17 protein-coding genes are annotated in these 22,692 nt (G+C 74.9%); 9 read left to right on the plus strand and 8 right to left on the minus strand.

Features of this window, described 5'->3' with window-relative positions:
• Positions 1–42: 42 nt before the first annotated feature.
• The 3 genes from dnaJ to dnaK form a co-directional block, all read right to left on the minus strand.
• A complete protein-coding gene (gene dnaJ, locus ACTMS0_RS04195; protein WP_441153726.1) occupies positions 43–1,218 on the minus strand; it encodes a molecular chaperone DnaJ in 1,176 nt (391 codons plus the stop codon).
• Positions 1,219–1,301: 83 nt separating this feature from the next.
• Positions 1,302–2,060 (minus strand): nucleotide exchange factor GrpE, encoded by a 759-nt coding sequence (gene grpE, locus ACTMS0_RS04200; protein WP_441153727.1) that lies wholly within the window; start codon positions 2,058–2,060, stop codon positions 1,302–1,304.
• 47 nt (positions 2,061–2,107) lie between these two features.
• Positions 2,108–3,964 (minus strand): molecular chaperone DnaK, encoded by a 1,857-nt coding sequence (gene dnaK, locus ACTMS0_RS04205; protein WP_441153728.1) that lies wholly within the window; start codon positions 3,962–3,964, stop codon positions 2,108–2,110.
• Positions 3,965–4,160: 196 nt separating this feature from the next.
• Between dnaK and ACTMS0_RS04210 the strand changes: the two genes are divergently transcribed.
• The 3 genes from ACTMS0_RS04210 (at position 4,161) to ACTMS0_RS04220 (ending at position 9,038) form a co-directional block, all read left to right on the plus strand.
• A complete protein-coding gene (locus ACTMS0_RS04210; RefSeq protein WP_441153729.1) occupies positions 4,161–5,987 on the plus strand; it encodes an ABC transporter in 1,827 nt (608 codons plus the stop codon).
• 17 nt (positions 5,988–6,004) lie between these two features.
• Positions 6,005–7,666, plus strand: coding sequence for a GTPase (locus ACTMS0_RS04215; RefSeq protein WP_441154004.1), 1,662 nt, complete (start codon positions 6,005–6,007; stop codon positions 7,664–7,666).
• 151 nt (positions 7,667–7,817) lie between these two features.
• Positions 7,818–9,038: a hypothetical protein gene (locus ACTMS0_RS04220; RefSeq protein WP_441153730.1), complete on the plus strand. Its 1,221-nt coding sequence runs from the start codon at positions 7,818–7,820 to the stop codon at positions 9,036–9,038.
• An 89-nt stretch (positions 9,039–9,127) separates the two neighbouring features.
• Here the strand turns inward: ACTMS0_RS04220 and ACTMS0_RS04225 are convergent, their stop codons facing one another.
• On the minus strand, positions 9,128–9,694 hold the full coding sequence (locus ACTMS0_RS04225) for a phosphoesterase PA-phosphatase (protein ID WP_441154005.1): 567 nt from the start codon (positions 9,692–9,694) through the stop codon (positions 9,128–9,130).
• Between the two features lie 101 nt (positions 9,695–9,795).
• Positions 9,796–10,677 carry a hypothetical protein gene (locus tag ACTMS0_RS04230; protein ID WP_441153731.1) on the minus strand — a complete coding sequence of 294 codons (882 nt, stop codon included), beginning with the start codon at positions 10,675–10,677 and terminating at the stop codon, positions 9,796–9,798.
• 511 nt (positions 10,678–11,188) lie between these two features.
• Here ACTMS0_RS04230 and pdhA point away from each other — a divergent pair.
• The 6 genes from pdhA to ACTMS0_RS04260 all read left to right on the plus strand — a co-directional run bounded on the left by pdhA (position 11,189) and on the right by ACTMS0_RS04260 (position 20,244).
• Positions 11,189–12,364 (plus strand): pyruvate dehydrogenase (acetyl-transferring) E1 component subunit alpha, encoded by a 1,176-nt coding sequence (gene pdhA, locus ACTMS0_RS04235; RefSeq protein WP_441153732.1) that lies wholly within the window; start codon positions 11,189–11,191, stop codon positions 12,362–12,364.
• The gene (locus ACTMS0_RS04240; protein WP_441153733.1) at positions 12,364–13,353 is read left to right on the plus strand and encodes an alpha-ketoacid dehydrogenase subunit beta; all 990 of its coding nucleotides are present in this window, start codon (positions 12,364–12,366) and stop codon (positions 13,351–13,353) included. Before pdhA ends, ACTMS0_RS04240 begins: the two co-directional genes overlap by 1 nt.
• Positions 13,350–14,840, plus strand: a complete 1,491-nt coding sequence (locus tag ACTMS0_RS04245; RefSeq protein WP_441153734.1) for a dihydrolipoamide acetyltransferase family protein — start codon at positions 13,350–13,352, stop codon at positions 14,838–14,840. Before ACTMS0_RS04240 ends, ACTMS0_RS04245 begins: the two co-directional genes overlap by 4 nt.
• A gap of 224 nt (positions 14,841–15,064) precedes the next feature.
• Positions 15,065–15,202 carry a hypothetical protein gene (locus ACTMS0_RS04250; RefSeq protein ID WP_167999123.1) on the plus strand — a complete coding sequence of 46 codons (138 nt, stop codon included), beginning with the start codon at positions 15,065–15,067 and terminating at the stop codon, positions 15,200–15,202.
• 364 nt (positions 15,203–15,566) lie between these two features.
• Positions 15,567–18,251, plus strand: a complete 2,685-nt coding sequence (locus tag ACTMS0_RS04255) for an LppU/SCO3897 family protein (RefSeq protein ID WP_441153735.1) — start codon at positions 15,567–15,569, stop codon at positions 18,249–18,251.
• 160 nt (positions 18,252–18,411) lie between these two features.
• Positions 18,412–20,244: an NHL domain-containing thioredoxin family protein gene (locus ACTMS0_RS04260; RefSeq protein ID WP_441153736.1), complete on the plus strand. Its 1,833-nt coding sequence runs from the start codon at positions 18,412–18,414 to the stop codon at positions 20,242–20,244.
• A gap of 56 nt (positions 20,245–20,300) precedes the next feature.
• On the opposite strand, the gene ACTMS0_RS04265 is transcribed toward ACTMS0_RS04260, so the two are convergent.
• The 3 genes from ACTMS0_RS04265 to ACTMS0_RS04275 are packed head-to-tail and all read right to left on the minus strand — an operon-like array spanning position 20,301 to position 22,595.
• Positions 20,301–21,050: a LamB/YcsF family protein gene (locus tag ACTMS0_RS04265; RefSeq protein WP_441153737.1), complete on the minus strand. Its 750-nt coding sequence runs from the start codon at positions 21,048–21,050 to the stop codon at positions 20,301–20,303.
• Positions 21,034–21,912 carry a biotin-dependent carboxyltransferase family protein gene (locus ACTMS0_RS04270; protein WP_441153738.1) on the minus strand — a complete coding sequence of 293 codons (879 nt, stop codon included), beginning with the start codon at positions 21,910–21,912 and terminating at the stop codon, positions 21,034–21,036. Before ACTMS0_RS04270 ends, ACTMS0_RS04265 begins: the two co-directional genes overlap by 17 nt.
• Positions 21,909–22,595, minus strand: a complete 687-nt coding sequence (locus ACTMS0_RS04275) for a 5-oxoprolinase subunit B family protein (protein ID WP_441153739.1) — start codon at positions 22,593–22,595, stop codon at positions 21,909–21,911. Before ACTMS0_RS04275 ends, ACTMS0_RS04270 begins: the two co-directional genes overlap by 4 nt.
• Positions 22,596–22,692: the final 97 nt, after the last annotated feature.

The following is a 22,692-nucleotide window of genomic DNA, read 5'->3' on the forward strand; positions in this document are numbered from 1 at the left end:
TCACCTCCGCACGTACTGCATCAGGCCCACTGAAACACCGCGTCAACTCACTCGACGCACCCGCGCGTCGAGATGTTCCCGGGCGGCCGGCGGAGTCTGCGCGGCGAAGGTCTCCAACGCCGCCCGCGCCTCGTCCGACAGCTTCGCCGGGACCGCCACGTCCAGGGTGACCAGCAGGTCCCCGGCCCGACCGTCCCTGCGGACCACCCCCTTGCCCCGCGCGCGCAGGACCCGCCCGCTGGGCGTACCCGGCGGCACCCGAAGGGTCACCGCGCCGTCGAGCGTGGGTACCCGCAGATCGGTGCCGAGCACGGCCTCGGCGAAGGTGATCGGCACGGTCAGGGTGAGGTCGTCACCGGACCGCCCGAACAGGTCGTCCGGGCGCACCTTGACGTGGACGTACAGGTCGCCCGCCGGGCCGCCGCGCTCACCGGGCTCACCCCGCCCGGCCAGCCGGATCCGCTGACCGTCGGCCACGCCGGCCGGGAACCGCACGTTGAGCGTCCGGGTCTTGGTGACCCCGCCGGTGCCCTGGCACTCCGGGCACTTCTCCTCGACGATCGTGCCGACCCCCTGGCAGTTGCGGCACGGCTCGGAGAAGCTGAACGACCCCTGATTGCGGGTGGTCACGCCGGCACCGTGGCAGACCGGGCAGGCGCGCGGCTGGGTGCCGGGCTTCGCCCCGCTGCCCTGGCAGGTGTCGCACACACCGGGGGCGCGCAGCGTCAGCGGGAGGGTCACCCCGCGTACGGCGTCGTTGAAGTCGAGCGCGACCTCGGCCTCGACGTCCCGTCCCCGGGCCGGACCCCGGGGCGCGGCGCCGCCGCCCCCACCCGAGAAGATCGAACTGAACAGGTCCTGGAAGCCGGCGCCGCCGAAGCGCCGGTCGCCGCCCGCCGCGCCGCCGAAGAGGTCGGAGACGTCGAACGGCACGCCGCCGGGCTGCCCCGCGCCCCGGGCGTTGCGGCGGAACGCGCCCGAGCCGAACAGCGAGCGCATCTCGTCGTACTCGCGGCGCTTGGCCTCGTCGCCGAGGACCGCGTACGCCTCGGAGACGGCCTTGAAACGCTCCTCGGCCCTGGGGTCGCCAGGGTTGTGATCCGGGTGCGACTCGCGCGCCAGCTTCCGGTACGCCTTCTTGATCTCGTCAGCGGAGGCGGCCTTCTGCACGCCCAGGACGGCGTAGAAGTCCTTCTCGATCCAGTCCTTGGAACTCACCGGTCCACCCCCTTCCCAGCGAGCGGTCGTCCCGCCCGCCCGGTGCGGGCGGGCGGGACGAACCGGTCATCGTGTCGCGCCACTTACTCGGGATCGGCCACCGCGACCAGCGCGGGCCGCAGCAGCCGCTCGCCGATCTGGTAACCCCGTCGCATCACCTGCACGCAGGTCGGCTCGGTGACGTCGGCCGAGGTCTGGTGCGCCACGGCCTCGTGGACGGTCGGGTCGAACGGGTCGCCCTTCTCCCCGAACGGGGTCAGCCCGAACTTGCCGAGCGCGGTGGTGAGCTGCTCGGCCACCGCGCCGAACGGCCCGACGAGGTCGCCGTGCTCACGGGCCCGGTCCAGGTCGTCGAGGATCGGCAGCAGCGCGGCGAGCACCGCCCCGGTCGCCTGCTCGGTGACCAGCCCCCGGTCCCGGTCGACCCGCTTGCGGTAGTTGGCGTACTCCGCCGACACCCGCTGGAGGTCCCGCGTCCGCTCCTCGAGCTCGGCGCGCAGCGCCTCCAACTCGGCGCCGAGCGACGTCGCGGCGGCGGCGACCGGCTCGGCCGGCTCGGCCGGCGCGTCCACCACCGGCGGGCTGCCCGCCTTGGCGCCGTCCGCCTCGCCGCCCTCGACCTGGATCTCGTCGACCACGACCTCGGCCTCCTCGACCAACCCCTCCGCCGGGACGTCGGTCCCGGCGTCGGCGGCGGCCGCGTCCGACCCCGCGGTCTCGCTGATCTTGCGCTTGTTACGGATGACGACCCGCGGCTCCTCGCCGGCCTTAGCGGCGGACGCGGAGCCACCCGGCGCCGACCCGGTGGTGTCCGGGTCGGCGGCTCGTGGCTTGTCCGTCATGCGGCTACCTCATCCCTGTGCGTGGAGTGCGTGTCCGAGGAGGACCGTCACTTCTTGTCCTCGTCCACGATCTCCGCGTCGACCACGTCGTCGGGGCCACCGGCCTGCGCACCGCCGGCCTGCGCACCACCGGTCGCACCGGCGCCCGCCTGGCCCGCCTCCTCGCCCTGCTGCTGGCTGTAGAGCAGGGAGCCGGCCTGCTGGGAGACCTGGGCCAGCTTCTCGTGAGCTGACTTGATCTTCTCGATGTCCTGACCGCCGAGCGCGCTGCGCAGCTCGCCCAGCGCCTCGTTGATCTGGTCCCGGGACTCGGTCGGCAGCTTGTCGCCGCTCTCGGCGAGGAACTTCTCGGTCTGCCACTGGAGCGCCTCGGCCAGGTTGCGGGTCTCGGCCTCGTCGCGGCGCCGCTTGTCCTCCTCGGCGTGCTCCTCGGCGTCCCGGCGCATCCGCTCGATGTCGTCCTTCGGCAGCGAGGAGCCGCCGGTGATCGTCATCTTCTGCTCCTTGCCGGTGCCGAGGTCCTTCGCGTGGACGTTCACGATGCCGTTGGCGTCGATGTCGAAGGTGACCTCGATCTGCGGCACGCCGCGCGGCGCCGGCGGGAGGCCGGTCAGCTCGAAGGTGCCCAGCTTCTTGTTGTACGCCGCGATCTCGCGCTCGCCCTGGAAGACCTGGATCAGCACCGACGGCTGGTTGTCGTCCGCCGTGGTGAAGACCTCGGAGCGCTTGGTCGGGATGGTGGTGTTGCGCTCGATCAGCTTGGTGAAGATGCCGCCCTTGGTCTCGATGCCCAGGCTCAGCGGGGTCACGTCGAGCAGCAGGACGTCCTTGACCTCACCCTTGAGGACACCGGCCTGGAGGGCGGCGCCGACGGCGACGACCTCGTCCGGGTTGACGCCCTTGTTGGGCTCCTTGCCGGTGAGCTGCTTGACCAGGTCGGTCACGGCCGGCATACGGGTCGAGCCGCCGACCAGGATGACGTGGTCGACGTCGGAGACCTTGATCCCGGCGTCCTTCACAGCCTGCTCGAACGGGCCCTTGCAGCGGTCCAGCAGATCCTGCGTCATCCGCTGGAACTCGGCCCGGCTGAGCGTCACGTCGAGGTGCAGCGGGCCGGCGGCACCGGCGGTGATGTACGGCAGGTTGATGTTGGTGGTGGTGGCGGCGGACAGCTCGATCTTCGCCTTCTCGGCCGCCTCCTTGAGGCGCTGCATCGCCATCTTGTCCTGGGACAGGTCGATGCCGTGCTCGCCCCGGAAGGTCTTCACCAGGTGGTCGATGATCCGCTGGTCCCAGTCGTCGCCACCGAGGTGGTTGTCACCGCTGGTCGACTTGACCTCGATGACGCCCTCGGCCAGCTCCAGCAGCGACACGTCGAAGGTGCCGCCGCCGAGGTCGAAGACCAGGACGGTCTGCTCCTTGGAGCCCTTGTCCAGCCCGTACGCCAGGGCGGCCGCGGTCGGCTCGTTGACGATCCGCAGCACATTGAAGCCGGCGATCTCACCGGCCTCCTTGGTGGCCTGACGCTGGCCGTCGTTGAAGTACGCCGGGACGGTGATCACCGCGTCGGTGATCTGCTCGCCCAGGTACGCCTCGGCGTCCCGCTTGAGCTTCATCAGCGTGCGGGCCGAGATCTCCTGCGGCGTGTACTTCTTGCCGTCGATGTCGACGGACCAGTTGGTGCCGATCTCCCGCTTGACCGAGCGGATCGTCCGGTCCGGGTTGGTCACCGCCTGGCGCTTGGCGACCTCACCGACGAGCACCTCGCCGTTGCGGGCGAACGCGACGATCGACGGGGTCGTCCGCGAGCCCTCCGCGTTGGCGATGACGGTGGGCTCACCGCCCTCCAGGACGCTGACGCAGGAGTTCGTCGTGCCGAGGTCGATACCGACCGCACGTGCCATCTTCGCTTCCTCGCTTCGTTCGTTTAAGCAGGTGACGGGCACCGCCCGCAGCACACCCACCACAAGTTGAGTGAACTTGACTCAATAGTGCCATGCCGTGGGCGATCGTCAAGTCGGGGTTGAGCCGACCCGACGCAACCTACCCGTTATTACTGTCCGGTTGTTTTCCATTGCATCGGTCGGGCACGCTTTAGCGGTGACGACGCACGGCGATCCCGCCACCCACTCCGCCGCGCCCGCCGTCGCTGCCCGCACCGGCCCCACCGACGCCGGGGAGGCCCCGGCCACCACCGGGGACGACACCCTGCCCGCCGCGCTGACCGGCCTGCGCGCCGCGATCGGTACGGCGCGCTTCCCGCTCGCGCTGCCCTCCGCCGGGGCCGCCACCCGGGTCGGCCGGGCGCTCACCGACCAGCTCGACGACTACCTGCTGCCCCGGCTCCGCCGGCTCGACGCACCCCTGCTCGTGGTGGTCGGCGGGTCCACCGGCGCCGGCAAGTCGACCCTGGTCAACAGCCTGGTCAAGGCCCGGGTGAGCGCCGCCGGGGTGCTCCGCCCCACGACCCGCTCCCCGGTGCTGGTGTGCAACCCGGCCGACTCGAGCTGGTTCCGCCAGGGCGAGCTGCTGCCCGGCCTGACCCGCACCGGCGCCCCCAGCGAGGACCCGCGCACCCTGCACCTCGTCACCGCGCCGGCCCTCCCGCCCGGGCTTGCCTTCCTCGACGCCCCCGACATCGACTCGGTGGTCGACGCCAACCGCGCCCTCGCCGGCCAGCTCCTCGCGGCCGCCGACCTCTGGCTCTTCGTCACCACCGCCGCCCGGTACGCCGACGCCGTCCCCTGGGAGCTGCTGCGCACCGCCCAGGCCCGGGGCACGGTGATCGCCATGGTGCTCGACCGGGTGCCGCCGGAGGCCGGCGACGAGGTCGCCGCCCACCTGTCGGAGATGCTCGCCGACCAGGGCCTCGGCTCGGCGCCGCTGTTCGTGCTCCCCGAGACCTGGGTGGACGGGCAGGGTCTGCTCCCCGAGCAGGTCACCGCCCCGCTCGCCGACTGGTTCGCCCGGCTCGCCGCCGACGCGGACGCCCGGGCCGCCGTCGTCCGGCAGACCCTCGACGGGGCGCTCGCGACACTCCAGCCGACCGTCGACGGGCTCGCCGCGGCCGCCGAGGAGCAGTGGGCCACCGCCGACGCGCTCGACGAGCGGGTCGCCGCCTCGTACCGCAGCGCCCACCGCACCGTCGAGCAGGGGCTCTCCGACGGGCGGCTGCTGCGCGGCGAGGTGCTGGCCCGCTGGCAGGAGTTCGTGGGCACTGGCGAGCTGTTCCGCACGCTCGAGGCGCGCATCGGGCGCCTGCGGGACCGCATCGTCGCCGCGGTGACCGGCCGTCCGGCCCCCGCCGCCGAGCTGCGGGTCGCGATCGAGTCCCAGCTGGTCACGCTGCTGCGCGGGGTCGCCTCGGAGGCGGCGGAGACCGCGCACACCGCGTGGCGGGCCCATCCCGCCGGGGCGGTGCTGCTCGACCCGGAGCTCGCCCATCCGTCACCCGACCTGCCCGAGCGCGCCGAACGGCTGGTCCGCGAGTGGCAGCGCGGCGTGCTCGACCTGGTGCGGGCCGAGGGGGGCGACAAGCGCTTCGTGGCCCGGACGGCCGCGTACGCGGTGAACGCCACCGGGCTCGCCGTCATGATCGCCGTGTTCGCCTCGACCGCCTTCATCCCGACCGGGCTGGAGGTCGCCACCGGGGCCGGCACGACGGTCGCCGGGCAGGCCGTGCTCCAAGCGATCTTCGGCGACCAGGCGGTGCGTACGCTGGCCAACAAGGCCCGGACGGACCTGCTGGCGCGGGTGCGGACGCTGCTGGACGAGGAGACCGCACGCTACCTCACCCGGACGGCGGCCGCGCGGCCCGCCCCGGAGACCGCCGAGACGCTGCGCCGGGCGGCCGAGCGCGTGGAGCTGGCCCGGCGTCGCAGCGGCCTCACCGCCGACGCGCCGGCCGACGAGGACGGGCCGCGGTGAGCAACATCGCCGGGCGGATGCGCGAGGCGTTCCGCGGTCAGCAGCGGGTGGACGCCGGCGCCCTCGTCGCCCGGCTGGAGGCGGTCAGCCGGTTCCTCGGGCTGGTCGACGGCCACCTGCCCGACAAGCAGCTCGTCGCCGCGCACACCCTGGTCGAGCGGGCCGGCACCCGGCTCGCGCTGTCCCGCGACCACACCGTGGTGGCCCTGGCTGGCGCCACCGGCAGCGGCAAGTCGAGCCTGTTCAACGCCCTCGCCCGGATGGAGCTGTCGCCGGTCGGGGTGCGCCGCCCGACCACCGGCGTCACGCACGCCTGCGTCTGGGGGCCGCTGGACGACGCCACCCGGCTGCTGGACTGGGTCGGCGTGCTGCCCCGGCACCGGTTCGTCCGGGAGAGCGTGCTCGACGGCGACGACGAGTCGACCCTGCACGGTCTCATCCTGCTCGACCTGCCCGACTTCGACTCCGTGCAGCGGTCCCACCAGCTCGAGGTCGACCGGCTGCTCGGCCTGGTCGACCTGGTGGTCTGGGTGGTCGACCCGCAGAAGTACGCCGACCGCGTGATCCACACGAGCTACCTGCGCGAGTTCCACCGGCACCGGGACGTCACCCTCGTCGTGCTCAACCAGGCCGACCGGCTGCCCCCGGCCGAGCTGCCCCGGGTCCTCGCCGACCTGCGTCGACTGCTCGACGCGGACGGCCTGGACGGCGTACCGCTGCTGGCCACCGCCGCCGTCGACCCGGACGGCATCGCCGGGCTGCGGGAGCCGCTGGAGCGGGCGGTCGCCGAGCGGCAGGCCGCGCTGCGGCGACTGCGCGGTGACCTGGACGCGGTGGTGGCCGACCTGACCGAGCTGGTCGACGCGGGCGAGCCGGCCGGGCTGAACGACTCGACGGTCGCCGGGCTGCACCGGGCCCTCGCCGGCGCCGCCGGGGTGGCCGCCGTCGCGGAGGCGGTCGAGGCGGCGTACCGGCACCGGGGCGCGGCGGCGACCGGCTGGCCGCTGGTCCGGGGCTGGCGGCGGCTGCGGCCCGATCCGCTGCGCCGGCTGCACCTGCCGGGCGCCCCCGGCGACGGCAAGGACCCGGCGGAGAGCCTGGTCGCCGCGACCTCGGTGCCCGACCCGACCGCCGCGCAGCGCTCTGCGCTCGGGCTGGCCATCCGGTCGGTGGCCGACCGGGCCGGCGCGGGCCTGCCGGCGTCCTGGCCGGCCGCGGTGACCGCCGCTGCCCGCTCCCGGCTCACCGACCTGCCCGACGCGCTGGACGGCGCCATCGCCCGCACCGACCTCGGCATGGGGAGCCGGCCGCTGTGGTGGCGGCTCGTCGGGGGCCTCCAGTGGCTGGTCACGGCCGCGGCGGTGGTCGGGCTGGGCTGGCTCGTCCTGGGGTACGCGCTGCGCGCCCTCGGGCTGCCCGAGCTGGACAATCCGACCGTCGGCGTGGTGCCCCTGCCCACCCTGCTGCTGCTCGGCGGCCTGCTCGCCGGGCTGCTGGTGGCGGCGCTGACCCGGCCGGCGCTGCGCTGGGCGGCGCGGCGGGCACGGCGGCGGGCCGAGCAGCGGCTCACCGCCGCGGTGGCGGACGTCGGGGCGGCGTACGTGCTCACGCCGGTGCGCGCCGTGCTGTCGTCGTACGCCGAGGCGCGCCGGGCTCTGGCGGAAGCCGCCCGCCGCTGACCGGACGCGCTGGGGCAGGAGGTCGCTGACGGGCGCCGGGCTCTGGCAGAGGCCGCCGACCGGCGCGCCGGGTGCGGCCACAGACCCACCCGCGGAGGTGCCCACGCCGCTCCGGGCGACCTAAAAGCCGGTCGCGGCGTAGGGTCGGTGGATGGGAACTCCGCAGACCCCTTACGACGCGGTGCTGCACGCGGCCCGCGACGTGGCCAAGCTCGACAACGCCCTGGACGCCGAGATGCTCGGCGCGGCGTTGCTCGGCAGCGTGTACGCGGTCGCCGAGACCCGGCGCGACGACGCCGTCCGCGAGTTCGTCGGCCACTTCCTCGCCGCCACCTCCCGCCGGCGCGCGGCGGCGGCGACCACCATCCGATCGGTCTTCGCCGCCCTGGTGCCGGACGCGACGGGAGCCGACCGGGTCCGCCCCGGCGCCGCCGCCCCCGCCTGGTCCGGGCAGCTCGGCCGGGTCCACCTGACCGGCTGCTGGTCGTACGGGGACGTGTACGGCGACCAGACGTCGTACCTGGCGACGTTCGCGTACGACGACCCGGCGGGCGGGCCGGAGCACGCGCTCGTGGCGCTCGTCGACCACAACATCGGCATCACCAAGGACGTCTTCGTGGGCGGCCCGCCCGCCCGCGTCCTCGACCAGATCCGCCGGATGTGCTCCGGTGACGAGCTGACCTGGTTCCGCGACGAGGAGCCGGCGCGCATGCACACCGAGGTGACCCGGCACCTGGCCGTCACCGACGACCTGAGCGAGCTGCCCGGCGAGGGATCGCTCGCCACCGACCGGGCGCTGGTCGGGGCCCGGCTGGCCCTGCTGCCGGTGGGCCGGGAGGCGCCCGTCCGGGTGCTGGAGCCGCTCACCGCCGCGGAGCGTACGGACCTCGTCCGGCGGTTCCTCGCCGCACCGGAGGCCACCCGGTTCGGGCTGGACACCGTCGACGGTTCGCAGCTCGCCTCCCTGCACTTCTGCCTCGGCCTGCTGCTCGACCACGCGGCCACCTTCACCGACCCCGACCCGCTGCGGTGGAGCCCGACGGTCGCCGGGCTGTTCCTGCTGGACTGGGTGCACCGGCGGGCCGTGCTGGACATGGACGACGCGGCGCTGCTGCCCCGGGTGCTGCGCGGTTGGGCCGCGTACGCCGCCCGCAAGAAGGGGCTGCCGGAGACTGCGGCGGCCCGGACGGACGCCGCGATCGAGGAGATGGTGCCGGAGTTCGCCCGCCTCTACACCACGGGCGAGCGGCGCAGCCCGGCGACCGCGGCGGTCGCCCAGTTGCTGGCCGACGGCGTCGACCCGGACGACCCGGCCGCTCTGGACGCCTGGATCGAGGCCAACCGCCACCACCTGACCGACGACGGCGCCTGAGTCTCGGCCCCCCGCTACTGCACCGCATCCCGGACGGCCGCCACCGGATCGGCCCCGCCGAGTCGTGCCTCGGCCGCGCTCAACGCGGGTCAGCCCAGGGTGCCGTACACCAGGCCCGCCACCAGGGCGCCGAGCGCGCCGCCGGCGACCACCTGTGGCACGGTGTGGTCCCGCAGCCGCACCCGGGACCAGCCGACCAGGGCCAGCAACGGCGCGGTGACCAGCATCCGCGCGCCGAAGGTGAGCACCAGGACGACCACGGTGCCGGCGGCGACGGCCGAGTGGATCGACATCTTCCACCAGTGGCTGACCGCTACCGCGACCACCAGCCCGACCAGTCCGGCGGCGGCCAGGCCGAGCACCGGGCGCGGCGCACCGAGCACCGCCAGCAGGGCGAGACCCGCGGCCACCGAGCCGAGCCCGAACAGCAGCGGCACCCGGCGCTGCTCCCGGACCCCGACGTGATGGTCGGTGAGCCGTCCCCGGCGGACCCCGCCGACGATGTACGCGAACGGGATGCCGCTGACGAACACCGTGGCGAGCAGGCCCCACGCCAGACCGTCGACCCCGCCCCGGGCGCCGTGCCAGGCGACCAGGACGGTGAGGACCGAGACCAGGACCGCGGGCGCGGTCAGCTCGGTGACCGTCCGCGCCAGCCGGAGCCCCCGGGCCGCCCCGGGCGTGCCGGTGCCGTCCGCTCCGCCCGGCGCGGCACCGCTGCCGTCCCGCCGCCGGCCGGCACGTCGACGGCCGGGGCTCACCGGTCCTCGACGGTGGCCGTCGTGACGGCCGGCGACCGCGTCGAACCGCCCGGCCCGGCCGTGGAGCCGGCAGCCGGTGGGGTCGCGCCCACCGGGACCGGTGGTGGTGCGCTCGTCGGCGCCGGGTCGGTGGTGGGTGACGACGTACCGGCGGGAACTGCCGGAGGAGCGCTGGTCGGGCTCGGGACGTCCGCCCCTTCGGTCGGCTCCGGCCCACCGCTGGCCACCGGTCCGGACGGCTCGCCCGTCGGCTCGGGCTCCGGGGGCTCGCCGGTCGCGACGGGCCCGGTCGGTTCGTCGGTGGGCGTCGACTCCGGCGGCGGCCGGCTGCTCGACGGTTCCAGCGACACGGTCGGACCGTCGGTCGGTGTCGGGCTCTGCGTCGGATCGGGCGTCGGGCTCGGCGTGGGGGTCGGCGACGGGGTCGTGCCCGGCGGAGGCGGCGGCGCGGGGCCGGCGAGGCCACCCTGCGCCGGCCGCGGGGCGGGACGGGCCGGACGCCGCACCGGCGGCACGACGGAGCGCCAGGTCGGGGCGTTCGGGACGTCCACGACGGGCGTCGGCGTGGGTGGTGGCACGACGCGGGGCTGACTGGCCGCCGGCAGCGGGATCACGACCGGCCCCACGGACGGGGTGGGGATGAACGGGGTGGCGGCGTCGGGCAGGGCCGTGCTGCCGACGGTGGCCGAGCCGGTGCTGATCGCGGCGAGGATCGGCATGGAGGCGGCGCCGGCGAGGAGTGCCACGGTGAACAGGTAGCCCCGGGACGGCCCTCCGCCACCGGGCGACCGGTGGGCGCCGACGATCCGGCGGTAGCCCGTACCCGAACGATGTTGGCCGTAGATCAGCGGTCGTGGAGCGTCACCTGGCTCGGACACGGCACTTCCTCCTCGTCGTCCCCTCAGCCGGCGGGCGACCGTGGCCGGCCCGGGAGCGGCGCGGCGGTCCCGCGCCCTCACCCTGGCTCAGTCACGCTGCGTCAGCCAACCCGATACAGCGTGTCGACACGCGTATGTACCTGAACGGCGACAAACCAGCACCGAAAAGGCGGCGCGTCGATGGAACAGACACTCGGCAATCCGTGTAACGAAGCGGACGGGCGGCGAGGTGCGGGCCAGCCGGACTGTGGGCCCGCTCACGTGTGATGCGACTATGGACCACGACGGCAACGCAGCCGGGCCGCCGCGCACCCCCGCGGACGGCACGGCTGGGCGCCGGCGCTCCCGAACCGGATCCACTCCCCTGGATCCGGCTCACGCCGCGTGGCAACCCCCACCGGGGCTAGGCGCGGCCGCCAGGAACCGGTCCGGCACCAGCCGGACAGGCGCAGGAGTTGCGTGTTACCGGGTGACCCCCCGGTGCCGACGCAGACACGACAGGGAGAGACGGATGGCAAAGGGCGACCCCGGGGTCACCAGAGGCGGCCGGCGGGCCGCACCCCGGTCCAGGAAGGGCGCGACCGGCGACCCCGAGCTGGTACAGCTGCTCACCCCCGAGGGTGAGCGCATCGACAGCGTGACCGGGCCGGACGGCACCGAGTACCGCGTCGACTTCACCGACGAGGAGTACCGCGGCCTCTACCGCGACCTGGTGCTGGTGCGGAAGCTGGACGCCGAGGCGACGGCCCTGCAGCGGCAGGGCGAGCTGGGCATCTGGGCGAGCCTGCTCGGCCAGGAGGCGGCCCAGGTCGGGTCCGGCCGGGCGCTGCGTACGCAGGACATGGCCTTCCCGACCTACCGGGAGCACGGCGTCCTCTACTGCCGGGGCATCGACCCGATCATGCCGCTAGGCCTGTTCCGCGGTGTCGACCAGGGCGGTTGGGACCCGAACGAGTTCAAGTTCAACATGTACACGATCGTGATCGGGGCGCAGACCCTGCACGCGACCGGGTACGCCATGGGTGTCGCCATGGACGGCCGGACCGGCACCGAGGACGGCGAGGCGGTGATCGCCTACTTCGGCGACGGCGCCACCAGCCAGGGCGACGTGAACGAGTCGTTCGTCTGGGCCGGCGTCTTCAACGCGCCGCTGGTCTTCTTCTGCCAGAACAACCAGTACGCCATCTCCGAGCCGCTGGAGCGGCAGACCCGCATCCCGCTCTACCAGCGGGCCGCCGGCTTCGGCTTCCCGGGTGTCCGGGTGGACGGCAACGACGTGCTGGCCACGTATGCGGTGACCCAGCACGCGCTGGACAACGCCCGGCACGGCCAGGGCCCGAGCCTCATCGAGGCGTACACGTACCGGATGGGCGCACACACCACCTCCGACGACCCGACCCGCTACCGGATCGCCAGCGAGGTCGAGGCGTGGCAGGCCAAGGACCCGATCGCCCGGATGAAGGCCTTCCTGGACAAGCAGCAGATCGCCGACGCGGACTTCTTCGCCGAGGTCGACGAGCAGGCCCGCCGCGAGTCGGTGCACCTGCGCGAGCGGGTGCTCGCGATGCCGAACCCGGAGCCGGCCACCCTGTTCGACCACGTCTACCCCAACGGGTCCCCCCTGCTCGACCAGCAGCGGGAGCAGTTCAGCAAGTACCTGGAGTCGTTCGAGGGGAGCGCGCACTGATGGCCACGGAGACGCTCACCCTCGGCAAGGCCCTCAACGTCGGCCTGCGCAAGGCCCTGGAGAACGACCCGAAGGTCGTCATCATGGGCGAGGACGTCGGCAAGCTCGGCGGCGTCTTCCGGATCACCGACGGACTGCAGAAGGACTTCGGCGACCAGCGGGTGATCGACACCCCGCTCGCCGAGTCCGGCATCATCGGCACCGCGATCGGCCTGGCCATCCGCGGCTACCGGCCGGTCTGCGAGATCCAGTTCGACGGCTTCGTCTACCCCGCGTACGACCAGATCGTGTCGCAGGTGGCGAAGATGCACTACCGCTCGCGCGGCAAGCTGAGGATCCCCATGGTGATCCGCATCCCGTTCGGCGGCGGCATCGGCGCCGTCGAGCACCACTCGGAGTCGCCGGAGGCGTACTTCGCCCACACCGCCGGTCTGAAGGTCGTCTCCTGCGCCAACCCGCAGGACGCGTACGTGATGATCCAGCAGGCCATCGCCTCCGACGACCCGATCGTGTTCCTGGAGCCCAAGCGTCGCTACTGGGAGAAGGGTTCGGTCGACGTCGACGCGCCGCTCGCCGACGCGTACCCGCTGCACGCCGCCCGGGTCGCGCGGCCCGGCACCGACGCGACCGTGCTCGCGTACGGGCCGATGGTGCGCACCTGCCTGGACGCGGCGACCGCCGCCGCCGAGGACGGCCGCGAGCTGGAGGTCATCGACCTGCGTACGCTCTCGCCGCTCGACCTCGGCGTGGTCTACGAGTCGGTGCGTCGCACCGGCCGTGCCGTGGTGGTGCACGAGGCCCCGGGCAACCTGGGCATGGGTGCCGAGCTCGCGGCCCGGATCACCGAGGAGTGCTTCTACTCCCTGGAGTCCCCGGTGCTGCGGGTGACCGGCTTCGACACCCCCTACCCGGCCGCCCGGGTGGAGGAGGAGTACCTGCCCGACCTCGACCGGGTGCTCGACGCCGTCGACCGCACCTTCGGCTGGTGAGCGGCATGTCGCGGATCAAGGAGTTCAACCTTCCCGACCTGGGCGAGGGCCTGACCGAGGGCGAGATCCTCACCTGGCTGGTGAAGGTGGGCGACACCATCGAGCTGAACCAGCCGATCGTCGAGGTCGAGACCGCCAAGGCGGCCGTCGAGATCCCGGCGAAGTGGGCCGGCAAGGTGCAGGCGATCTTCCACGGCGAGGGCACGACCGTCGAGGTCGGTACGCCGATCATCGCGATCGACACCGACCCGGGCGCCGGCCCGGTGGACACGCCGTCCACCACCGGCGCACCGGCCGGTGACCTGCCCACCCCGTCGGCGGCGTCGCTGGCGGCGGTCGAGGTCGCGCCGACCGAGGGCGCGGTCGAGCCGGGCCTGATCGGTGGGCCGGCCCCGGGTGGCCGGACGGCGGTGCTGGTGGGCTACGGCCCGCGTACCACCGCCGCGAAGCGCCGCCCCCGCAAGGGCGGCGTCCCGCCGCAGGCGCAGGCGGCCCCCGCGCCGGTCCAGCCGGCCCCGGAGCCGGTCCGGCCGGCCCCCGCGCCGGTGGTCACGCCGGCGGCGAGCGACCGCAACGGGCACGGCGGCGCGACCCGCGGTGGTCTCGTGCTGGCCAAGCCCCCGGTACGCAAGCTCGCCAAGGACCTCGGCGTCGACCTGTCGACCCTGACCGGCTCGGGCCCGCTCGGCTCGATCACCCGGGAGGACGTCCAGCGGGCGGCGAGCGGGGCCCCGACGGCGGCCGAGCCGCTGACGGTGGCTTCGCCGGCGGCGGCGAGCTTCGGCGCCGACCGCGAGCGGCGGATCCCGGTCAAGGGGGTCCGGAAGCTGACCGCGGAGAACATGTCCCGCTCGGCGTTCACCGCCCCGCACGTGACGGAGTTCCTGACCGTCGACGTGACCCGGGCGATGAAGGCCCTGGACCGGCTCCGCAGCCGGCGGGAGTGGCGCGACGTCCGCGTCTCGCCGCTGCTGCTGGTCGCCAAGGCGGTGCTGCTGGCGGTCAAGCGCCATCCGATGGTCAACTCCTCCTGGGCCGGCGACGAGATCGTGGTCAAGGAGTACGTCAACCTGGGCATCGCGGCGGCCACCGAGCGCGGCCTGATCGTGCCGAACATCAAGGACGCCGGCCGGCTCACCCTGCGCGAGCTGGCGGACGCGCTGACCGACCTGGTGCAGACGGCCAAGGCCGGGAAGACGTCCCCGGCGGACATGTCCGGCGGCACCCTGACCATCACCAACGTCGGTGTGTTCGGGGTGGACACCGGTACGCCGATCCTGCCGCCGGGCGAGTCGGCGATCCTGGCGTTCGGGGCGGTGCGCGAGATGCCGTGGGTGCACAAGGGCAAGGTGCGTCCGCGCCAGGTGACCACGCTCGGCCTGTCGTTCGACCACCGGATCATCGACGGGGAGCTCGGGTCGAAGTTCCTCCGGGACGTGGGTGACTTCCTCGCCGATCCGGAGGCGGCGCTGCTCGCCTGGACCTGACCGGTCCGTCTCGGCTGACCGATGGACGGCCGGTGTGCCACGGGTTAACGCCCGGCACACCGGCCGTTTCCGTTGAGCGACGGAACATCAGCACACGGGCCGGTCCACCTTCGAATGTTCGGCTGGTGTCTCAGCTCACCTAATAATCGATGGCTTTCTCGGGCGGAACGCGGTTCAATGGACTCACCAGGGGCCAACAACCGAATAGCCAGGAGGAGAGACCCATGAGCATGATCGAGCGAATCCGCACCCGCCGCGACGCCAACCGCCGCGCCCGCGCCATCGAGCGCGCGCTGCGCTCCGCCAACTCGCCCGCGGTCCGCGACGAGATCCTCGCCATCGCCCAGCGTCACATGCACTGACGCTCCACGACGTTCCTCGTCTCCTCAGCCGACGGCCCACCCGGTTCATCCGGGCGGGCCGTCGGCGTTCACGGTGGCCCGCCGGTCGGCCGCCGCACACCGGCTGGCACCGGGATTCCCCCATCACCCCGGCGCCCGGTACGGTGGGTCCGGTCGTCGCCCGCCCGCGGGCAGGTCGGTTCCGATAGAAGCCGATCGACACGGTTCGGCGACGTGGAGTGACGACCTAGTGCTCCCCGACGCCCCTTTAACGGGGACCGGATACGGTGCGGGGAGCCGGCACGGCCGGTACCCACCGGCGACGCCGGTCGCCGTGCCGCGCACGCGGCGCCGGCGGCCGACAGGTGATGGAGGAGGCGCACGCATGACGTCCGAGGGCACGCACCACCCCGGCCAGCAGCCGGACGAGGCGTCGCCGGGCGCTGGTGGACCGACGCCGTACGGCGACCGGCCGGCGCAGCAGGACAACGGGTACGCCGCCGGCAACCCCGACCTCGGTTGGGCGCCCCCGCCGCCGAACCCGGCGGCGCCCGCCTGGCCGACCGAAGCACCGCCGACCCCCTCCTGGGGTGCCGCCCAGGTGCCGCAGCAGACCGAACCGCCCGCCCCGGGCGCGTGGACACCCGACAGCGGTGCTCCCCCGTGGCTCGCACAGACCGACCAGCCCACCCGGGCCGAAACCCCCGAGGCGCCGGCCTGGGCCCAGGCCGAGCCGCCCGCTCCCGCCTGGGCGCAGCCCGGCCCGGCGCCCCGGGGCGCGGCGCAGGTGCCGCAGTCCTGGCCCGCCCAGGACGCTTCGGCCCACCCCGACCCGGCCCGGTCGGGCGGGTGGAACCCCGGCACCCAGCCCGACCAGTCCCACTCCGGCGGATGGGCGACCGGCACCGCCACCCGCCAGGACGACCGGCCGCAGCAGCCCGACTGGGGTGCACCGCAGGACGACGCCGCCGGATCCACCGGCAGGCAGCCGGAGCAGCCCGCCTGGACGGCGGAAGCGGCGGCACCGGCCTGGGCGCCCGCAGCGCGCGGCGCGGCACAGGTGCCCGGCGCGCCGCAGGCGTGGCCCGAGCCCGACCGCCCGGCCGACGCGACCCGACAGTCCACTGCGGACCAGGCCGGCTGGCCGGCCGCTCAGCAGGACGCCGCGTCCTCCGGCGGCTGGGCCACCGGGCCCGCGGAGGACCGGCGCCACCAGGACGACCCGTCCCGGCCGGGCGGCTGGGCCGCCGACGCGGCGACGCCGGACGACCGGCGGCACCAGGACGACCCCGCCCGGTCCGGCGGCTGGGCCACGGGCCGGCAGGACGAGCGGCCGCAGTCGGACTGGCCGGCCTCCGGTGACCGGGGCGTCTCGGGTGAGACGCGGCCGGCCGATGCCTGGGCGGGTCACGGCGAGCAGTCGCCGGGCGGCGGGTGGGCGGCCGGCGCCTCCGCACCGACCGCCGGTGACACCGGCTGGCAACCGGCCGAGCCGACCTCGACGCCCCCGGCGCGGGCCAGCGCCTCGGTGCCCACGGACGGCGCGCCGCAGCCGTGGGTGCCCGCGCAGCGGCCCGCCGCTCCCGAGGCCGAGCCGTGGGGGCCGGGTGGGGCTTGGGGCCGCTCCGAGTCGGCCGCGTCCGCGGACGCGCGGGAGCCGGAGCGGGCGGACGACATGCCGGCCTACCAGCCCGCGCCCGCCCCGGGGATCTCGCCGGCGAACGCGGTGCCGCTGCCGCCGCAGGAGCAGCGCGTGCCGGGCGCCAGCCTGGCCGCCGTCCCGCCGGCCGACTACCCGCCGCCGGCCCAGTTCGCCCCGGAGCAGCCCGCCCGCGACGGCGGGGCACCGGGGTACGAGGGCGAGCAGCAGGAGTGGGCTCCGGCCGCCCGGTACGACGAGTCCTCGGCCGCCCCGGTGGTGCCCGCCCCGCGTACGTCCCCGGAGTCCGCGGGCCGGGCCTCGATCCCGGTGCCGTCCGGCGGCGCCTCCGGTGCCGTCTCGGGGAGCGCCTCGGTGCCGCTGGCCAGCCGCGTCATGCCCCCCGCCGACCAGGCCCTGCATCCGACGACGCCCGCGCCGCAGCCCCGCGTGTACGGCCGTCCGGCCCGCCCGGAGTCCACCGAGGACGCGGAGCCGGCGAACGGTCCCCAGGCGGACCAGGTGCCGCACCGGTTCGGGCCGGAGGTCCGGCCCGAGCACGGCCCGGACGGCGGTTTCGGTGCCGACAACGGCTTCGGCCCGGACAACGGCTTCGGCCCGGACAGGAACTTCGGCCCGGACAACGGCTTCGGCCCGGACAGGAACTTCGGCCCGGACAACGGCTACGGCCCGGACAACGGCTTCGGGCGCGGCGCCGACGACCGGGACCGGCCGGCCGGTCCGACCGCCTTCGCGGGCGCCGCACCGGTCGTGCCGGCCTCGCCGGCACCGCCGCCGCCGTTCCCGCCGTTCCCGCCGGGCATGCCGACCTTCGCCGACGCTCCGGCCCACGACCGGCCGATGAACGGCGTCCGGCCGCACGGCGGCGGGGACCGGCCCGCGGACCACTTCGGTGCTCCGGCCGCCGGCGCCGCCAGCGTCAACGGTTCCGGTTTCCCGCCCCCGCCCGAGCCGGCCTTCTCGCCGGCGTTCCCGCCGGCTCCGCAGCAGGCCGCGCCGTCCTGGGACCAGGGAGGCCAGACCGGTCACGAGGCGGACCAGGGCCGTTTCGACTCGTTCAAGCCGATCGCCGAGCCCGCCGCCGACACGCCCCCGCCGAAGGTGCGCAACGGGCGGGTGCTGGCCGCCGTGCTGGTCGCCGCGGTGCTGATCCTGGCCGTTCCGCTGGGCCTGCTCGCGCTGCTCGGCAAGATCGGCGGCGACGAGGCTCCGGCGTTCGACCCACCGGTGGGCAGCTGCGTCAAGCAGGCCGGCGGCGGCGCGACCGCCGCCGACTGCGGCGACGCGGGTGCGTTCACCATCGTGTCGAAGGTGGACGCCCCGGCGAAGTGCGCCGACCCGGCGCAGCCGCACGTGGTGCTGCCGGGCGAGGGCACGAACCGGGTGCTCTGCCTCAAGCCGGCAGCCTGACCCGACGCGACGAACGGCAGGGCCACGGTCGATCCGTGGCCCTGCCGCCGTCTTCCGCCGTGGTCGACGGGCAGTCGACGGGCACCGGGATGACGCGCGCCACGCACGTTGTCCGCCCCCTCGAGCCGGTCGGCGGCCGTAGGTCAGGCACGATGGGGTCATGAGCGCACGAGTACGAGCCCCGGAGCTGCGGGGTCGCGGCTGGCTGAACACCGGCGGGCGGGACCTGACGCTGTCCGATCTACGCGGAAAGATCGTGATTGCGGATTTTTGGACCTTCTGCTGTATCAACTGCCTGCACGTGCTCGACGAGCTGCGCCCGCTGGAGCAGAAATACGGCGACGTGCTCGTCGTCATCGGTGTGCACTCGCCGAAGTTCGAGCACGAGAAGGATCCAGACGCCCTGGCCGCCGCGGTGGAGCGGTACGGGGTGCACCACCCGGTGCTCGACGACCCCGAGCTCGACATGTGGCAGCAGTACGCCGCCCGCGCCTGGCCGACCCTGGCGGTCATCGACCCGGAGGGCTACGTGGTGGCCACGATGGCCGGTGAGGGCCACGCCGAGGGGCTGTCCCGGCTGATCGACGACCTGATCGCCACCCACGAGGCCAAGGGCACGCTGCACCGCGGCGACGGCCCGTACGTGCCGCCCGCCGAGCCGGAGACCACCCTGCGCTTCCCCGGCAAGGCCGTCGTACTCGACGACGGGAACCTGCTGGTGTCGGACTCGGCCCGGCACTCGCTCGCGGAGCTGGCACCCGACGGCGAGACGCTGGTCCGGCGGATCGGCACCGGCGAGCGCGGCCGGGCGGACGGGCCCGCCGGCTCGGCCACCTTCTCCGAGCCGCAGGGGCTCTGCCTGCTGCCCGCGCACGTCGCCGAGGTGGCCGGCTACGACCTGGTGGTCGCCGACACGGTCAACCACCTGCTGCGCGGCGTCCGCCTGGCGACCGGCGAGGTGGTGACCGTCGCCGGCACCGGCCGGCAGTGGCGCTCCACCGTCGACGACCACGCGCACGACGCGCTCTCCGTCGACCTGTCCTCTCCGTGGGACCTGGCCTGGTACGACGACAAGGTCGTGATCACGATGGCGGGCATCCACCAGCTCTGGTGGTTCGACCCGGTGAAGCGCACGGCGGGCATGTACGCGGGCACCACGGTCGAGGCGCTGAAGGACGGCCCGCTGCCCGAGGCGTGGATGGCCCAGCCCTCCGGCCTGTCGGTCTCGGCCGACGGCGCCCGGCTGTGGGTGGCCGACAGCGAGACCAGCGCCATCCGGTACGTCGAGAACGGGGTCATGGGCACCGCCGTCGGCCAGGGGCTCTTCGACTTCGGACACGTCGACGGGCCGGCGGCGGAGGCGCTGCTCCAGCACCCGCTGGGGGTGTGCGCGCTGCCGGACGGCTCGGTGCTGATCGCCGACACGTACAACGGCGCGGTCCGCCGCTACGACCCGGAGACCGACGCGGTCGGCACGGTCGCCGACGGGCTCGCCGAACCGAGCGACGTGGTGCTCACGCCCGACGGCGGCGTTCTGGTCGTGGAGTCGGCCGCCCACCGGCTGACCCGGCTCGCGCCGGGCGCACTCACCGCGGCGGGGGCCAGCACGGTCGACGGTCCGCGGCACCGCACCGAGCGGAAGCCGACCGATGTGGCGGCCGGCGAGGTCACCCTGGACGTCATCTTCACTCCGGCGCCCGGGCAGAAGCTCGACGAGACGTACGGGCCGTCGACCCGGGTGGTGGTCTCGGCGTCCCCGCCCGAGCTGCTGCTGGAGGGGGCCGGCGCCGGCACCGAGCTGTCCCGGCGGCTGGTGGTGAACGGCGCGGTGGCGGAGGGCGTGCTCCAGGTGACCGCGCAGGCCGCGACCTGTGACGCCGACGTGGAGCACGCGGCCTGCCACCTGACCCGGCAGGACTGGGGCGTCCCGGTCCGGGTGGTCGATGGCGCCGTCACCCGCCTCCCGCTGGTGCTGCGCGGCCTGGACGCCTGACGCTGTTAACAGGGGCCCCTTCTACGACGCGAGGCGTTAAGAAGGGGCCCCTCCTTTCACGCGAACGGAGTGAGCGGGATCCCGGCGTCGATGAGAGCGGCGCGGACCAGCTCGGCGCAGCGCACCGAGCCCGGGGTGTCGCCGTGCAGGCAGATCGACTCCACCGGGCAGGGGATCACGCTGCCGTCCACCGCGACGACCGTCTGCTCGGTGGCCATCCGCACCGCCCGCTGCGCCATCTGCTCGGGGTCGGTGACAAGGGCGTTCGGGGTGCCCCGGGGCACCAGCAGCCCGTTGGGCAGGTACCCCCGGTCGGCGAAGCCCTCAGCGACCACCCGCAGCCCGGCACCGGTCGCGAGCTGGGCGAGCACCGAGCCGGGCGGGCAGAGCAACGGCAACTGGTCGTCGTACTCGCCGACCGCGGCGACCAGCGCCGCCGCCTGCGACTCCTCTCGGGCGGCGGCGTGGTAGAGGGCGCCGTGCGGCTTGAGGTAGCGGACCCGGGCGCCGGCGATCCGGCAGAACGCGTCCAGGGCGCCGAGCTGGTAGGTGACCTCGTCCCGCAGCTCGGCGAAGTCGTACGCGATGTGCCGCCGCCCGAAGCCGGCGAGGTCCCGGTAGCCGACCTGCGCACCCACCGCGACCCCACGCTCGACCGCGTCGGCGCACACCCGCCGCATGGTGGAGGCGTCCCCGGCGTGGAACCCGCAGGCCACGTTGGCCGAGGTCACGAGGTCCAGCAGCGCCGCGTCGTCGCCGAGCCGCCAGATGCCGAAGCCCTCCCCGAGGTCAGCGTTGAGGTCCATGGAACGTCACCGTAGTCCCTGGTCGGGCCTGCGCGAGCGGGGTCACGTCGGCCACCACCCCGACGACCGGGTACCCGCCGGTCGTCGGGTGGTCGGCGAGGAACACCAGCGGCTGGCCGTCCGCCGGCACCTGCACCGCGCCGAGCACCAGGCCCTCGCTCGGCAGTTCCCCGGCGACCGCGCGGGGCAGCGCCGCGCCGGTCAGTCGCGCGCCGACCCGGTTGCTCACCGGCGAGACGGTGTACGCGGTGCCGAGCAGCCGGTCGAGCGCGAGCGGCGTGAACCAGTCGTCGCGCGGGCCGAGGCGCAGCGTCAGCCGCAGCTCGGCCGGAGGCGGTGCGGAGACGGTGACGTCCACCGGGGCGGGCGGGCCGGCCGGCGTACCCAGGGGGAGCCGGTCGCCGTCGTGCAGCGGGGGCGGACCGAGCCCGGAGAGCGTGTCCGTGGCGCGGCTGCCGAGCACCGGCTCGACGGCGATCCCTCCGGCGAGGGCGAGCCACGACCGCAGGCCGGTACGGGGTGGACCGATCCGGACGACCGCGCCGGCCGGTACGGCGAGCGGCCGTCCGACGTCACCGGGGCGGGAGCCGACCCGCACGTCGGTGTCCGTCCCGGTGACCGCCACGGTGGTGGCGCGGGTGAACCGCAGCGCGCACCCGGTCAGCGTGATCTCCAGGCCGGCGGCGGACTCGGGGTTGCCGACCAGGCGGTTGGCCAGCCGGAGGGCGGCCGGGTCCAGAGCGCCGGAGCGCGGCACGCCGAGGTGCGCCCAGCCGGGCCGCCCGAGGTCCTGCACGGTGGTGAGGGCGCCGGCCCGTAGCACCTCCACCGTGCCGGCCGTGCCGCTGGTCGGCGCGGTCACGTGGGCACCAGCCGGACGCGGGTGCCTGGGCCGAGCCGGGCCGGCGGGTCGGCGTGCACGTCGAACAGGGGCAGCTCGGTCCGCCCGACGAGCAGCCAGCCGCCGGGGGAGGCGGTCGGGTAGATCCCGGCGTACGGGCCGGCCAGGGCGACCGAGCCGGCGGGCACCCGGGGGCGGGGACTCGGCAGCCGGGGCACGGCCAACGCGGCGGGGAGCCCGGTGAGGTACGCGAACCCGGGCGCGAAGCCGCAGAAGGCCACCCGGAACTCCGTGGTGGTCAGCCGCCGCACGACGGCCGGCACGTCGACGCCCCAGTGGCCGGCGACGGTGGGCAGGTCCTCCCCGTCGTACGTCACCGGCACCTCGACCGCGGCGACCGGGGCGGCGGTGGCGGCCGGTGCCGGGGCCGGGGTCCAACCGGCGACGAGTGCGGCCGTGCGCTCCGGGTCGCGTACGCCGTCGAGCAGCACGGTGGTCGCGGCCGGCACGATCTCCACGGCGTCCAGCTCGCCCTGCCGGCGGCGGTGCCACAGCTCGGCCCGCCACGCCTCCACCCGTGCCGCGACGTCCCCGCCCGGCCCGGTGACGTCGCCCCCGGCGCCGGCATCCGCGGCGTCCCGCTCGGCATCGACGGCGGCGCAGTCGAGCAGCAGGGCGTGGGCGCCGACCGGTCGGATCCGCATTCCGCCATCCTCCCGGACGGACCCGCGACGCCGGATCCCCGGCGCGTGTTCATCGGGCGTGACCGGACACACTACTTGCAAGTAACCTACGGTGTCG

The organism is Micromonospora sp. H33 (genome assembly GCF_052068455.1).
Classification (GTDB): Bacteria; Actinomycetota; Actinomycetes; order Mycobacteriales; family Micromonosporaceae; genus Micromonospora.